General features: G+C 57.0%; 16 protein-coding genes. 13 read left to right on the top strand and 3 right to left on the bottom strand.

Going from position 1 to position 14160, the window contains the following annotated elements:
- Positions 1 to 111 precede the first annotated feature (111 nt).
- The 4 genes from ACJ8QI_RS07510 (at position 112) to ACJ8QI_RS07525 (ending at position 1507) form a co-directional block, all read left to right on the top strand.
- On the top strand, positions 112 to 258 hold the full coding sequence (locus tag ACJ8QI_RS07510) for a hypothetical protein (RefSeq protein ID WP_157800470.1): 147 nt from the start codon (positions 112 to 114) through the stop codon (positions 256 to 258).
- 113 nt (positions 259 to 371) lie between these two features.
- Positions 372 to 572 carry a lipoprotein gene (locus tag ACJ8QI_RS07515; RefSeq protein WP_089185938.1) on the top strand — a complete coding sequence of 67 codons (201 nt, stop codon included), beginning with the start codon at positions 372 to 374 and terminating at the stop codon, positions 570 to 572.
- Between the two features lie 317 nt (positions 573 to 889).
- Positions 890 to 1171 (top strand): hypothetical protein, encoded by a 282-nt coding sequence (locus tag ACJ8QI_RS07520; protein WP_060419045.1) that lies wholly within the window; start codon positions 890 to 892, stop codon positions 1169 to 1171.
- A gap of 66 nt (positions 1172 to 1237) precedes the next feature.
- Positions 1238 to 1507, top strand: a complete 270-nt coding sequence (locus ACJ8QI_RS07525; RefSeq protein WP_087762862.1) for a hypothetical protein — start codon at positions 1238 to 1240, stop codon at positions 1505 to 1507.
- Here ACJ8QI_RS07525 and ACJ8QI_RS07530 read toward each other — a convergent pair.
- On the bottom strand, positions 1493 to 2383 hold the full coding sequence (locus tag ACJ8QI_RS07530) for a LysR family transcriptional regulator (protein WP_080432940.1): 891 nt from the start codon (positions 2381 to 2383) through the stop codon (positions 1493 to 1495). The two genes, ACJ8QI_RS07525 and ACJ8QI_RS07530, sit on opposite strands and share 15 nt — an antisense overlap.
- Before the next feature lie 110 nt (positions 2384 to 2493).
- On the opposite strand from ACJ8QI_RS07530, the gene ACJ8QI_RS07535 reads away from it, so the two are divergent.
- The 6 genes from ACJ8QI_RS07535 to ACJ8QI_RS07560 all read left to right on the top strand — a co-directional run bounded on the left by ACJ8QI_RS07535 (position 2494) and on the right by ACJ8QI_RS07560 (position 8294).
- Positions 2494 to 3237 (top strand): SDR family oxidoreductase, encoded by a 744-nt coding sequence (locus tag ACJ8QI_RS07535; protein ID WP_193159048.1) that lies wholly within the window; start codon positions 2494 to 2496, stop codon positions 3235 to 3237.
- Between the two features lie 60 nt (positions 3238 to 3297).
- A complete protein-coding gene (locus ACJ8QI_RS07540; RefSeq protein ID WP_070914948.1) occupies positions 3298 to 4248 on the top strand; it encodes an MBL fold metallo-hydrolase in 951 nt (316 codons plus the stop codon).
- 167 nt (positions 4249 to 4415) lie between these two features.
- Positions 4416 to 5231, top strand: a complete 816-nt coding sequence (locus tag ACJ8QI_RS07545; protein ID WP_442532292.1) for an AraC family transcriptional regulator — start codon at positions 4416 to 4418, stop codon at positions 5229 to 5231.
- Positions 5232 to 5298: 67 nt separating this feature from the next.
- Positions 5299 to 5931 (top strand): LysE family translocator, encoded by a 633-nt coding sequence (locus ACJ8QI_RS07550; RefSeq protein WP_070914950.1) that lies wholly within the window; start codon positions 5299 to 5301, stop codon positions 5929 to 5931.
- A 127-nt stretch (positions 5932 to 6058) separates the two neighbouring features.
- Positions 6059 to 6808, top strand: a complete 750-nt coding sequence (locus ACJ8QI_RS07555) for an SDR family NAD(P)-dependent oxidoreductase (protein ID WP_060440000.1) — start codon at positions 6059 to 6061, stop codon at positions 6806 to 6808.
- A 22-nt stretch (positions 6809 to 6830) separates the two neighbouring features.
- Positions 6831 to 8294, top strand: a complete 1464-nt coding sequence (locus ACJ8QI_RS07560; RefSeq protein WP_060437883.1) for an aldehyde dehydrogenase family protein — start codon at positions 6831 to 6833, stop codon at positions 8292 to 8294.
- Between the two features lie 39 nt (positions 8295 to 8333).
- Here ACJ8QI_RS07560 and ACJ8QI_RS07565 read toward each other — a convergent pair whose 3' ends face one another.
- Positions 8334 to 9248, bottom strand: coding sequence for an AraC family transcriptional regulator (locus tag ACJ8QI_RS07565; RefSeq protein ID WP_060439999.1), 915 nt, complete (start codon positions 9246 to 9248; stop codon positions 8334 to 8336).
- Positions 9249 to 9332: 84 nt separating this feature from the next.
- On the opposite strand from ACJ8QI_RS07565, the gene ACJ8QI_RS07570 reads away from it, so the two are divergent.
- The 3 genes from ACJ8QI_RS07570 (at position 9333) to ACJ8QI_RS07580 (ending at position 13197) form a co-directional block, all read left to right on the top strand.
- Positions 9333 to 10676 carry an MFS transporter gene (locus tag ACJ8QI_RS07570; RefSeq protein WP_412008568.1) on the top strand — a complete coding sequence of 448 codons (1344 nt, stop codon included), beginning with the start codon at positions 9333 to 9335 and terminating at the stop codon, positions 10674 to 10676.
- Positions 10677 to 11161: 485 nt separating this feature from the next.
- A complete protein-coding gene (gene add / locus ACJ8QI_RS07575) occupies positions 11162 to 12217 on the top strand; it encodes an adenosine deaminase (RefSeq protein ID WP_197783278.1) in 1056 nt (351 codons plus the stop codon).
- The gene (locus ACJ8QI_RS07580) at positions 12214 to 13197 is read left to right on the top strand and encodes a nucleoside hydrolase (protein ID WP_197756535.1); all 984 of its coding nucleotides are present in this window, start codon (positions 12214 to 12216) and stop codon (positions 13195 to 13197) included. The genes add and ACJ8QI_RS07580 overlap by 4 nt, the downstream gene beginning before the upstream one ends.
- Positions 13198 to 13220: 23 nt before the next feature.
- Here the strand turns inward: ACJ8QI_RS07580 and ACJ8QI_RS07585 are convergent, their stop codons facing one another.
- Positions 13221 to 14132 (bottom strand): LysR family transcriptional regulator, encoded by a 912-nt coding sequence (locus ACJ8QI_RS07585; protein WP_103686723.1) that lies wholly within the window; start codon positions 14130 to 14132, stop codon positions 13221 to 13223.
- Between the last annotated feature and the right edge of the window lie 28 nt (positions 14133 to 14160).

The raw sequence follows: 14160 nt of genomic DNA on the forward strand, positions 1-14160 counted from the left end.
GCCACGGCGGCGTGCAGATTAAAGGCGGCGATATCGCGGATATTGCCGCTTTTTTTATTGCCGGCATGCCGGCGGCAGTGTGACGCTCAATCAAAAATCAGAGGGGGGACCGTGATAAAAATCGTAACGTTGTTAACCAATCAAAACTACCTGGCCTGTCTTGTAGCAGCATTACTCTTCATCGTTACGGCCGATACCAACCATCTGCGTGATAGCATTAACTATGGGCTGCAGGCCGTCTTTGATGCTGAAGGATAACAGTAAACAAACCCACCGATGAGGTGGTTTTTTTGCTTTCTAGGGGGTGCTTTACCCAGCAAGTGAGATTCGTTATCATTTGCCTGGTTGATTGTTACTATAAGGATGTAGAAATGCAAAAGTCACTATTGGTTGCCCTGGGTGTGATAGTTCTATCAGGATGTGCAGGCCAGAACGATGATTATCAATTGAATAGCAAACAATCGTCTGCCCAGAAAGACAGCAAAGAGTGGAAGGAGTTTGTTGCTCCTCTGTCTACCAAAACGCAATCGCCACAAGACAGACTGATGAAGCGTGCTGAGAGAAATTACTAACAGAGAAAAGCCCATTTGAGTGGGATTTTTGCTTTCTGGCATTAGTGTTTTTTTAATGGTATATCACTCCCAAAATTCGCTATGAACTCAGGGTTAAAAGCTATCGCGAGCACGACTGCCGCCAGAGCCAGTATCAACATTTTCTTTTGCATAGTGACCTCATAGCTATTTAGTCAGAAGCCATGTTGTCACGCTGACCACACTTGATTCCAGGGAAAAGCCCGACAAATCGCGGGCGAAAACCGCTTTTCGTTGCCTACTTCATGCTCTCTGTTACCATGTAACGACTTGTTACTTGTCTATGGAAAAAGGACGAAATGCTTAAGTTGATTGGTGGGCTGCTGATTTTAGTTGGTGCAATTACTGTTGGTTACGCTATCGGCATGGAAGTTACTGTTGGCTACGTTGATAAGGTTTACAACAGTGGGCTGATGGCAAACCGAGAGATTTACACAATTGCAGGTAGTGCAACGGCTATTATCGGCACCTTAGTTGCTATGACTGGGGTGATTGCTGAGTTTTTGGAAAAAAGAGAAAACGAAAAGTTAGACATCTTGAAAAATATCAAGAATGGCTTAGCTGACCACCTAGAGAAATAATCTCTCTCGAAAAAATTATTTATAACCTCGCTTCGGCGGGGTTTTTTTATGCCCGGAGAACACTAAATGTCAGAACAAGACGGCGGCAGCCTCGTCTATCAGGTCGATATCGACACTGCAAAAATGATCACCGGGAGCCGTAGGGTATCTGTTGTTCTTGAGGAGATGGAAAAACAGTCAGGAAAGGCAGAGGCCAGCTTATCAAAACTCGAGCGCCAGGCTGGTTCTACAGGCTTAACTCTTGGCACTCTGCCACGTGTCGCTAAAGCTGAGCAGATGACCACCGGCGGCAGTGCGCAATATTGGGTGGGCAAGGCGGGGTTAGCCCTGGCTTAATTGATTGAAAAGATAGTCAAAGACCACGCGCACGCGCGCCGGGCAGGCGTGCTGATGCGTATGATAGAGGTTGACCGGCCAGGGCGGCGGGGCGTCGCCCGGCAGAACGGCTACCAGCTCACCCGCAGCGAGGTGTTTTTCAACCAAATACCCGGCCAGTTGGCCAAAGCCTAAACCGGCGAGCACCGCTTTACGCTCTATATCGGGCGTGTCGGTGACGAAGGCGGCGGACTTCGGGTAGAGATAACGTTTTTGGCTAAATTCCCAGGGCCAGTAGCGCCCGGTCTTGCGGTTCACCAGCGCGACAATCGGCAGATGGGCGAGTTGGTCTACCTGCTCCGGCGGCGGCAGGCGATCGAGCAGCGTCGGCGAGGCAACCAGATGGAAAGGCATGGTTCTGGGCTGGCGAACGATACAGGTTTGGTCGTGCAGAAAGCCGATGCGAATGCCGATATCAATTCTTTCTTCGACCAGATCGCTGTGGATATTCGACAGGTGGAACTCGATCGTAATCGCAGGATACTGGCGCGCGAATTCCGCCAGTATCGGCATGACGACCTCGCTGCCATAGGTATGCGGCGCCGTAAGGCGCACCACGCCGCCGAGATCTTCCGCCGCTTTCCCCTGCGGCTGAAACAGCCTGTTCACCTGATCCATCGCCGTTTTGGCCTGCTCAAGAAAGCCGAGGCCGAAATCCGTGATTCTCACGCTGCGGGTATTGCGGTGGAACAGCTGCTCACCGAGCACCGATTCGAGCTCTTTGATGGCTCGGGTGACTTTTTGCGGGGAAATGCCGAGCCTGGTCGCCGTGTGTTTAAAGTTCATCTCCTCGGCGGCGGCGCAGAAAATGCGCAAGGCTTCTTGTCTGTTTTGCACGTTGACCTCTTTGTTCCAAAAAATGGAATTCTCAAAGCATAACACTTCCATTTACCGAGCGGAAACGGCGGATAAAGTATTCGCACTGACCCTAACAAGAGGAACGAGAGATGAACCGTATTTCAGGCAAAGTGGTGGTGATTACCGGCGCCAGCAGCGGGCTGGGCGAGGCGACCGCATTACATCTGGCCGCGCAAGGGGCGACGGTGGTGGTGGCGGCGCGCAGGAAAGATCGTCTTGATGCGCTGGTTCGGCAAATCGTTGGCGACGGCGGCACCGCGTTGGCGCTGCAGGTGGATGTGACGAAGCGTCAGGAGGTCGAAGCGATGATCGCCCAGACCGTCAGGCAGTTTGGCAAGATTGATGTCCTGATCAACAACGCGGGGCTGATGGCGATCGCACCGCTGAGTGCCGTGAAGGTCGATGAATGGGAACGGATGATCGATATCAATGTGAAAGGCGTGCTGTACGGCATCGCGGCAACCTTGCCGCTATTCGAAAAGCAGCAATTCGGTCATTACATCACCATTTCCTCCATTGCCGGCAAGAAGGTGTTCAGCCCCGGCGGCACGGTCTATAGCGGCACCAAATTCGCGGTCAGCGCGATCGCCGAAGGTTTGCGTCACGAAGTTGGCGGAAAGATCAGAACCACGACGATCGCCCCCGGCCTGATCGACACCGAACTGAAACAGGGCAGTTCGCACGCGGAAAGTTTGCAGGCCGTCGGCGAACTCTACCAGAGCCAGGCAATTTCCGCCGATGCCATCGCGCGCGCCATCGCCTATGCGATCGAGCAGCCTTCGGACGTGGACGTGAGTGAGATTGTCATCAGGCCGACCGTGCAGGAGTTTTAAATCGCCAGGGGGCATTCCCAGGGCTTTTAGCCGTATTTTCTTATCGTTATGAGGTTTTCTATGCGTCGCAATCTGCTTATTGGCGCCTTTTTCGCCGCTTTTTCTGCCGCTGCAATGGCCGCGGCGCCTTTTTCTACAATAGACAATCCCGGGTTTTACCGGATCATGCTGGGCGATGTGGAAGTGACGGCCCTGTCTGACGGCATCAGCCCGATGCCCGCCGATAAAATCTTGATCAACACCCGGCCGCAGCAGCTTGAAAAGGCGATGGCGGCCAACAACCTGTCGCTGCCGTTACCGACCTCGGTGAACGCCTACCTGATCAATACCGGAAGCAAGCTGGTTCTGGTCGATGCAGGCACCGGCGCGCTGCATGGCGAAGCGCTGGGCAAAATGATGAAAAACCTAAACGCTTCCGGCTATCAGGCGGAGCAGGTGGATGAGATTTATTTAACGCACCTGCATCCCGACCATGTGGGCGGGTTGATGGCGGACAAGCGTCTCGCCTTCCCGAACGCCACCGTCTGGGTGGAAAAAGACGAAGTCGCTTTTTGGCTGAGCGAAGAGAAAAAACGGCAGGCGGAAGAGAAAGATAAACGTTTCTTCGATGCCGCCATCGCCTCATTGCAGCCTTACGTCACGGCGGGGAAACTCAAAACGTTTGAAGGCAATCAGGCGCTCACCCCGGGCATTTCGGCTATCGACACGCGTGGGCACACGCCAGGGCACAGCGTGTTCGCCGTCGAAAGCAAAGGGCAAAAGATGGTGATTCTGGGGGATATGATCCACGTCGGCTCGGTGCAGTTTCCCGATCCGAATGTCGCCATCGCCTATGACATCGACGTCCCCGCCGCCGTTGCGCAGCGCAAGCGGCTGTTCGATGACCTCGCGCAGCAAAGGGCGCTGGTCGCAGGGGCGCATTTGTCTTTCCCGGGTCTTGGTTACATCAATAAACAGGGGAAAGGTTACGACTGGCAGCCGTTGAACTATGGCGCGATGAATCCACATTAATCGGCATGAGAGCAAGGCAAGAAGGCAGACGAACAATGTGAAGGGGCCAGGCGGCCCCTTTTTTCCGACGTTCAGAAAGCCGCTTCCGCGCAGAGCGCAGGGCTTTCACGCCGTACGTTGTGTGTTATTTTGGCCGCTGTGGATAACCGGCAATCGGGTAAAAGAGGATGGGCAATTCGGCATTTATGCATCGTTTTGACGCATTGGGCGGGCTTGAACTGCTCGTCGCGGACTTTTCAGACCATCGGTTTGACGTGCATTGGCATGATACCTGGTCGATTGGCGTTGTCCTGCGCGGCGCCAATAACAACAGCGCCAAAGGCGATGCCGACGGTATCGTCAGCCGTGGGCAAGTCAGCCTCATCGCGCCGGGGCAGATGCATGCCGGGACGGTGTTGGGAGAAGAGGGATGCCATTATTTCATGTTTTACCCCAGCCACGAGATGCTGCTGGACACGGCGGAAAACATGGAGATGCCTCTGCCAGCGGCAGTGAAGGGGAAGCATATCGACCATGCGCCTTTCGCCAACCGGCTGTGTGAGGCCGCGACGGTATTGACCGCGGCGCAATCCAGCCGTTTCGACCGGGAGGTGGCCTGGAGCCACTGTGTGGCGGATCTGCTGGCGGTGTGTTCCCCGCGGCGCGCGCCATTGGCAGACGCCGGCATCGCACCGGGCTTGCGCAGGGCGAAAGAGTATCTGCACGATAACCCGGCGCGGGAAGTGCGTCTGGAGAGGCTGGCGCAGGCCGCCGGTCTGTCCAGGTTTCACCTTTGCCGCCAGTTCTCGGCAACATTCGGCTTGTCGCCGAGCCGCTATCAGCGGCAGCTTAGGCTGCAGCAGGCGAAGGCTTTGCTATCCCGGGGTGGCGACATCGCGGAAATCGCCGTCGCCTGCGGGTTCGCCGATCAGTCGCACCTGGGCAGGGCGTTCAAGTCGAGTTACGGCGTGACGCCGCGCGGCTATCGCGATCGCTGCCTGTGAGCAATATCGTTCTATCTCGCCGACTTACGGGGGCCGACAATGCGCCTATTTACGACGCGAGAAAATCATGGTCATCGAATTATCCACGCTGGGTTTATTTGCCCTTTCGGCCGCCGTCTTAACGCTTATTCCCGGCGCCGATATGCTTTGCGCACTGTCCAATGCCGTCAGCCAGGGAACGAAAGCGGGGCTGATTACCGTATTGGGGGCGGTCACCGGAGTGATATGCCACGTCTGTTTTGCGATTGCCGGCGTCACGGCACTGATCGCCTCTTCGCCGCTGCTGTATCAGCTTTTTGTCATCGGCGGCGCGCTGTACATCATGTGGGTCGGGTTGGGCATTTTTACCCAGGCAAATGCGATTGGCCTGGAAAGCCACGGCGAGCGCAAAAGCCGCAAAAGGCTCTATTCGCAAGGATTGCTGACCAACCTGCTTAACCCCAAGGCCATTATTTTCATGCTGGCGTTTATTCCGCAGTTTATTCGGGTGGACGCGGGCAGGCCGGGAATGCAGATGCTGATATTAGGCATTGAACTCATCGTCATCATGTTTCTGATTGAAGTTCCCCTGGTATTTCTGGCGGGAAAGATTGCGCTGAGGATAAAACGGCGTCCGGTCATCGGGATTTATATCAATAAATGCTTCGGTGGCGTCATTCTGTTATTAGCCTGCACCATTTTGGCCGCGCGTTTACTCTAAAAATGCCACTTCTCTTTTGGGCAAAGTTGTTCGTTCGATAAGGTTTTATGTTCGTCCCGCTATGCTGCTCGGCGAGCATTTACCGTAATCTTCTCCCGAGTTTCACAGACACTGAGGAGAATGACGAATGAAACGCTTTGAAAATAAAGTTGCCCTGGTGACGGGCAGTTCAAAGGGCATTGGCGCCGCTATTGCTAAACGCCTGGCGGCGGAAGGCGCCGTGGTTTTCATTAACTATTCCCGCGGGCGTGAAGATGCCAACCGGTTGGTTAAAGAGATCAATGAGCAGGGCGGCGTCGCTTTTCCGCTGCAGGCCAATGTCGGCATTGAGGCCGAAGTCAACGACCTGATGCAAAACATTGTCGAGCAGTATGGTCGCCTGGACGTGCTGGTCAATAACGCCGGGGTTTATGCCACCAATAGCCTGGAAGCCTTCAGCGACGCGGAATATGAAAGGCACTTCAATTTAAATGTTAAAGGGCTGATTTATTGCTGCAAGGCGGCGGTCGCCGCCATGCCTGAATCGGGCGGCAGCATCGTCAATATCAGCTCCAGCGTGACCTCGTTTACGCCGGCCAATTCGCTGGTTTATACCGCTTCCAAAGCCGCGGTCGATTCGATCACCAAGACGCTGGCCAACGAGCTTGGCGGGCGCAAGATCCGGGTCAATGCGGTCAATCCTGGCTTGGTCATCACGGAAGGCGTGCATGACAGCGGCTTTTTCGATACCGATTTCAAAACGCACATTGAATCCATCACCCCGCTGGGGCGCATCGGCACACCGGAGGATATCGCCCCGGCCGTGGCCTATCTCGCCTCGGACGAGGCGGGTTGGGTGACCGGCGAGAGCCTGATCGTCGGCGGCGGTTTGCATTAATTTAGCGAAGAATGGAACAGAAATGACATTAGATAAAGCCTACGGGCCACTGATTAACGGCGTATTCGAGCTGGATGGCACGGACATTCATCCCGTGATTTCCCCCTCGACCGGGGAGCGCCTGGCGGATTTGCACTACTGCAACGAACGGGACGTCGAGCGCGCCGTGTTGGCGGCGGAAGCGGCTTTCCCCGCCTGGAAGGCATTAGGGCAGCAGGCCCGCGCTCGCCTGGTGGCGCAGCTGGCGGATGTGCTGGAAAGCGATCTGGAAAGAATGGCGCAAATCGACGCGCGGGATGTGGGCCGCTGTATCAGCGAAGTGCGCCGCGATTATCAAACGGCGGTCAGACACTATCGCTATTTCGCCGCAGTTGTCATGGGGCACGAAGACAGCGGCAGAAGCATCGCGGACGGCTACAGCCTGGCGAAACGCGAGCCGCTCGGCGTCTGCGGGCAGATTATCCCCTGGAATGCGCCGGCGATCATGGCGGCGTTCAAGCTGGCACCGGCGCTGGTGACCGGCAACACGGTGGTACTGAAGGCCGATGAAAACGCCTCGCTCTCCACGCTGGAGCTGGGCAAGATGATCGCCAACATTTTCCCTGCCGGCGTCGTCAACATCATTACCGGGCTCGGGAGCGTGGCGGGGGCGGCGCTGACCGGCAACCGCAAGGTGCGCAAGCTTTCGTTCACCGGCAGCACGGAGGTGGGCAAGCGGGTGGCCAAGGCCGCCGCGGAGCGGCTGGTGCCCGTCACGCTGGAGCTGGGCGGGAAGAGCCCCAATATTGTGTTCCCGGACATCGAAGACCTGGACGCGGTGGTGGACAACGTGACCTTTGCCGCCATCCACAATAACGGCCAGTCCTGCCTGGCGGGCACCCGGCTGTTCGTTCACGCGGACATTTACGACCGTTTCAGCGCCAAACTGGTGACGGCTTTCGAACGGGTGCGCGTCGGTTCACCGCTGGCCGAGCAATCCCGGGTCAGCTGCCTGGTTTCTGAGAAGCAGGGCGAGCGGGTGCTGGCTTATATTCGGACCGGCCTCGAGGAGGGTGCCACCCTGCTGACCGGCGGCAAACGCCGCGCCGTCGCCGGCTGCGAGCATGGCTACTTCATTGAGCCGACGATCTTTGCTGCGGAAAATGGCATGCGCATTTGCCAGGAAGAAATTTTCGGGCCGGTGCTGACGCTGATCAAATGGTCAGACTACGACGAGATGATCGCCCAGGCTAACGACAGCGAATATGGGCTGGCGTCGGGGATCTACACCCGCAGCCTGAAAAACGCCCTGGCGACCGCAGACCGGCTGGAAGCCGGGTCCGTATGGATCAACCGCTACTCGAACATTACCGATGGCACCGCGTTCGGCGGTTACAAGAACAGCGGGATCGGCCGCGAGTTCTGCAAAGAAACGCTCAATGCCTACACGCAAATAAAAACCATCACGCTGCAGACGGATCTGCCCGCGGCCTGGTTTGCAGAATAAGGATAAGACCGGCACAGGGACGTGCCGCCGTTGGCTGCTTCAGGAAATATGGCTGCCGATATAACTCCTTGGCGACGCGCCCATGCTTTTCTTGAACGCGGTACTGAAGGCGCTTTCCGATTCATATCCCAGGTCAAAGGCGATCTGGGATATTTTTTCTTTATTGGCGACCATTCGCTCGATGGCCAGGCTAAAACGCCAGATGCGAATGTATTCGTTGACGCTGTAGCCGGCCAGCTTTCTGAAGCGGGTGGTGAAGGCGGTGCGCGACATGCCGGCCACGCCGGCGAGCTCGTCCAGGCGCCATTTTCTGCCCGGCTGGTCGTGTATGCGGGTCAGCGCGAGGCCAATATGTTTGTCCGCCATCGCGTAAAACCAGCCCTCGCCGCGGCCGAGCGCGCCGGAAGAGAGCAGCATGCGCAGCGCCTGCGTCAAAATGATCTGCAGCAGATGCTCGGTGATGAGTTCACTGCCCGGGCCGGGATTTTCTATCTCCGACGAGAGGCGGCTCAGGAAATCCTTGATGCCGGCGTTCTCCTCCCGCTGCGTTTTGATCACGATGGGTTCGGGCAGGCTGGTGATAAAGCGGAAGGTATCGTTGATCTGAAATACGAAGCGGCAACCCACAAAGGAGAAATCGCACCCGCCGTTGCTGAAGCAGGATGAGCGGTCTTTCATCACGTGAATTTTTGTTATATCGATGGCCGGCGCGTTAGGGTGATCAAAAATGCTGAATTCGCGCCCGCTGGATAAGATCAGCACATCGCCTTGTTCAATCGGGTAACTGTTGGCGTCGCCCGCCAGTTTAATGAAAAAGGATCCGCGCTTGGCGATATAAATTTTCATCCCGGAATAGTCGGGAAACAGCGCTTTGGTATTAGCGCTCATGTCAAACGTCACAATTTTCTGGCTGCTGATTTTTAGCCTGGAAACAATATCGGATAGCGGATCCATTATTACCTGCTTGTCTGATGCGTTTACTGTTGAGCATAGTCGCTATTGCGCCAGGGTTATGCATGATCCCGGCAGTGCGGCGAGGTGAACGCATTATGGGTGAGGCGCCAGCCGGTGTACAGGCTATCTCGCCGTCCTGTCCGAACGATAAGAAAAAAAGTGCGAACGCGAAAGTTCGCGATCCGGTCGGGTGCTACGATCGGTATTTTCCATGATGGTGGCATAATGACTTCTGAACAGACAAACCGCAGCCAGGTGAGCCTATTGGCGGCGTTGACGATCGCTTTATTTTTTATCTTGTTGAACAGCGGCTCCCCCACGCCGTTATATCCCCTCTATCAAGAAACCCTTGATCTGAGCAATATAGACCTGACCTTCATTTTCTCTTCCTACGGGTTTGGCGTATTGCTGGCTTTGTTTTTATCACGCAGGCTCACCATCACCGATAAAAATGCCCGGCTGCTGGTGGTGGTGTCGCTGATGGTGGTGGTGGTGCCTACGCTGTGCTTTTCCTTTGCTCGTTCTTTGCAGGCGCTGTGCCTGTTCAGGTTTATTTCCGGTTTAGGGGCCGGTACGGCCACGGCCATCATCAACATCTTGTTGATCAACGTCAGCCGCGGCGACAGCGCCAAACGTGCCGCGCTGTTGGGCAGCCTGGCTTTGGTGACCGGCCTGGCGCTGGGCCCGGTGATCAGCAGCGTTTACGCCCAGCTGGCGTTTTACCCGCTCACTTCGCCGGCGGTGACCATCGCCGCGTTGGTTTTCCTCTCCGCGATCGCCATCGTCCTGCTTTGGCCGAAGAAAGGATTGCCTACCCTCGGCGTTGCGGACACGAAAACGGCAGAAAAGGGCGCCGGTTTTAGCCAACCGCTGTTCTATCTGCTTGCGCTGTGCGTGTTTATCTCCTGGTCATACGCCGCGCTGATCCTGTCGTTGGGGCCGACGGCCGCGATCCAGGTCTTCGGGCTCCAGTCACCCGCGGGCTTTGGCTATATCGCCACCGGTTATTTACTGGTGGCCGGCGTGGTGCAGTTCACGATCCCGCGTTTTCTGAAGCCTGAGTTTTCTTTGGTGCTAGGGCTGATTGCGCAGGTTTTCTCCATGGTGATGATGACCATGGCGCTCGAAAGCGGTTCTGTGGCCAGCGCGGCGGTGAGTCTGGCGCTGTCCGGCTTCTCGTACGGCGCGGTTTTTGTGGGCGGTGCCATCCTGGTCAATAAGCTCTCGCTAGCGGCGCCAGGGTGGAATGCGGTGTCGAAGTTTTACTTTATCGTCTATTTGTTCAATATCATGCCGCCGGCCGCAGGTTGGCTGGCGGATAAAATAGGGGTAGTGAGCGCTTTGTTCGCCGCCATTGTCCTTTTTATGGCGATATACATCGCCTTTGCCGTGCTGGCGCTGTGGGCGCTGTTGCTGAGAAAGGCCTGACGTTCCCGGCGTTGGGGAAGGGCTTTACAAGCCCCCCTGGCTTTCATAAGCTTGGCGGCGTGTTTTGGCGCTGATGGCTGGCGATGGCCGCGCATAACAGCGGCTGCCCGGCGACTCTGCTTTAACACGCCATGTTTTACATAGGTTCAGGTAAGAGAACGGCCCCATCGATGATTGCCGGCGCCCATAGAAATCGGGCGTTGCAGTGAGGATGGGGTGATGCCGTGCCGGCTTCGGTGATGAGAGGCGTGTCCGCCTTCACCGGTTGCCGCACGCATAGGTTACTGACCTGTTGATGAATTTTTGGATGGCCTGCCGTCTGACTCATTACAGGATTAACATATTGCGATGCTTACCCTAGATCATTCCTCGTTTCACCGCGTTTTTTACCGCATTCACTCCCTCTTCAACGAGTCTTTCGCACCCATGCCGTCGCGCGAAAAAGTGCTCGTTGGCCTGCATAAATAACCCTTGGGAGCCATTTTATGGAATGGAATGTAAACCAAACCACGCTCTCTCGAGCGCAGATGGTTTCCCTGCCGAAGGCGGAAGTGCACGTGCATCTGGAGGGCTGCTTTGAGCCGGAACAGCTCTCGGCCTGGGCGTTATCCTCGGGGATACCGATGCCCAGAAAGCAGGCCGAGCTGCTGAATTTTAACGGGCTTGCCGACTTTCTCGATTTCCTCGATTGGTCCTGCAGCCTGGTGAGCAGCCGCGAACGCCTGGTGCAGTTAAGCTACTCCTATGCACAACGGCTGTCGCGGGATGGCGGGCTGTACGCCGATCTGATTTTCAACCCGACCCATTGGAAAGCGTGGCGCGGCAGGCTTGGTGACATGATCGACGCGATTGACGCCGGTTTGCGCGCGGCCGAAGAAGATGGATTGGCGTCCGTTGGGCTGTGCGTCAGTTTGCTCCGCCGGCAAACCGCCGCCGAGGCGAGTGAGCTGGTGGATTTTTTAACCGCGCTGCGGCACCCCAGAGTGGTCGCGCTGTCCGTCGATGGCAATGAGGCCGTCACCAAAGGCAGCGGTGCGCGTTTTGCGCAGGCTTTCGCCCAGGCGGGCAAGGCCGGGTTGAAGCGAACCGTGCATGCCGGGGAGTCCAGCGGTGCAGAGGGCGTGCGCGACGCCATCTTGCTGCTGGGGGCCGACCGCATCGATCACGGCGTTCGGGCGATAGACGACCCGGCCGTCGTGGCGCTGTTGGCCGAACGGCGTATCCCCATCGGCGTATGCCTGACCTCGAACATCAAACTGGGCGTCTATCCCGGCTACGCGGAACATCCGCTGCGCCGGCTGCGGGATGCCGGGGTCATCGCGACCATCAATACCGACGACCCGGTCTTATTGCACACCACGTTGGTGGATGAATATCTGATCTGTCAGAGCGAATTTGCATTTTCCACCCAGGATATCGTCGATGTGGCCCTGAATGCTTTTGCCGCCAGTTTCGCCGGCGACGAGGCAAAAACGGAGTATCGGAAGAAAATGGATCTTTGGGTTGCCTCTCTTAATACAGAAAATGGAGACAAGCGGTGAGCGAGAAGAAAATAAAATTATATTTTGACTGCGATACCGGCATCGATGATGCGATGGCGCTGGGCTATTTGCTCGCAGAAAGCGACAAGGTGGATATTCTGGCGATCGGCACGGTTTGCGGCAACGTCGCCGCCGATGCCGGAGCCAGAAATACGCTGGAGCTTGCCCGCCTGGCCGGTTTTCCCGCGATCCCCGTCGCCGTGGGGGAACGGGACTACCTGCGCCAGGCGTATCTTTGCGATGTGCAGCATATACACGGTGACAACGGCATCGGCGACATCGCGCTGGAAGCCTCACACGCCAAGCTGGCGCCGCTGCCGGCCCCCGACCTATTGGTTAAGCTGGCCAGAGCGCACCCGGGGGAACTGGACATCTTGGCGACCGGCCCGCTGACCAACATCGCCAAAGCCTTGCAGCTTGAGCCCGCGCTAGGAGAGCTTATCGGCACGCTGACGATCATGGGCGGTGCGGCTCTGGCGCCCGGCAACCGAACGCCCGTTGCGGAGGCGAATATTGCCTGCGATCCGGAGGCGGCGGCCATGGTGTTTAAGGCGATGAAGAATATCGTGATGGTGCCGCTTGATGTCACCATGTCGCATACCTTTGAAGAGGCGGATCGGCTCAAACTGCTGTCGGCCGAGAGCCGGTTTGCGCAGGCGATAGGGCAAATGCTGGAGCGGTATATCCAGTTTTATATCAATACCTACGGCCGCAAAGCCTGCGCGCTGCACGATCCGGTGGCTGCGGTGTTGGCGGTGCAGGGCATCGGCGCCTGCCTTGCGCCTAACGTGAAGGTGACGATCGATGATTCCGACGGGCCAGGCCGCGGGCAAACCCTGTGCGATATGCGGGGACGATATATGAACTATCCGCCGCAGCCCGATGCCAACTGCCATGTGGTATTAAGCACCGAGCTTAATATGTCGGAGTTGCTGCTCGCGAAGCTGTTGTCGCTGCCAGCGGAGCCGCATAAACAGTAAAACGAAACGGCGCGCGGGCCGGCTTAGCCTGCGCGCTTCTCGACCAGAAAGTCCAGCAGCGCCCTGACCTTGGAAGACATGTGCTCACGGGAGGGGATATACAGGTAGAAGCCGGGAAACGGCTGTGACCAAGGCTGCAGGATCCGCACCAGTTCACCGCGTTCCACCAGCGCCTTCACGGCGAAATCAAAGTGCTGAATAATGCCGACATGCTGCAACGCGGCGCGGATCATGCCGTCGTCGTCGTTGGTGATCATGCTGCCTTGCGGCTCGACGGAAAAGGTATGGCGCGCGTGCCGCTCAAGGGTGGAAAACTCCCATTGATAAATGGCCCCGCTGGTTGCGTGGCGAAAAGCGATGCAGTTGTGGTTGACCAGATCCGCCGGCGTGGCGGGCGTGCCGTAGCGGCTGAGGTATTGCGGCGTGGCCACCGCCACCAGTTCCACCTGCGGGGTGATGGGGATCGCCACCATATGCTCGGCGAGGCTTTCACCCAGCCGCACGCCGGCGTCGTAGCCTTCGGAAATGATGCTGGCCATGCCGTCGTCCATCACCAGTTCAAGCTTCAATCTGGGATAGCGCGCCAGAAATTCGCCAATATGCGGTTCGATAAAGTGCTTGGCGGCCGTGCGCGAGGCGTTTATCCGCAGCAGCCCCGCCGGCTCGTGACGGCTCTCTTCCAGCGTGCCGACGGCGTGTTCGATCGCGTTGAGGGCGGGCGCCAGAGCCTCGAGCAGGCGTTGCCCTTCCTCCGTGAGCGACATATCGCGGGTAGTGCGGTAGAGCAGCTTGACGTTCAGCTGTTTTTCCAGCGCCTTTAGATTTTGCGACAGCGCGGCGCGGGAAACGCCCATTTGGGCCGCCGCTTTGGTGAAGCTGCGGTGCTGCGCGATATGCGCGAACCACGCCAGTGAGGGAAGCAGGGAAGGATCCATCGAGACGCTCCGCATTGTAAATCACAGC

The sequence above is a fragment of the Serratia sp. CY84636 genome (assembly GCF_052166245.1).
Taxonomy (GTDB): Bacteria; Pseudomonadota; Gammaproteobacteria; order Enterobacterales; family Enterobacteriaceae; genus Serratia; species Serratia nevei.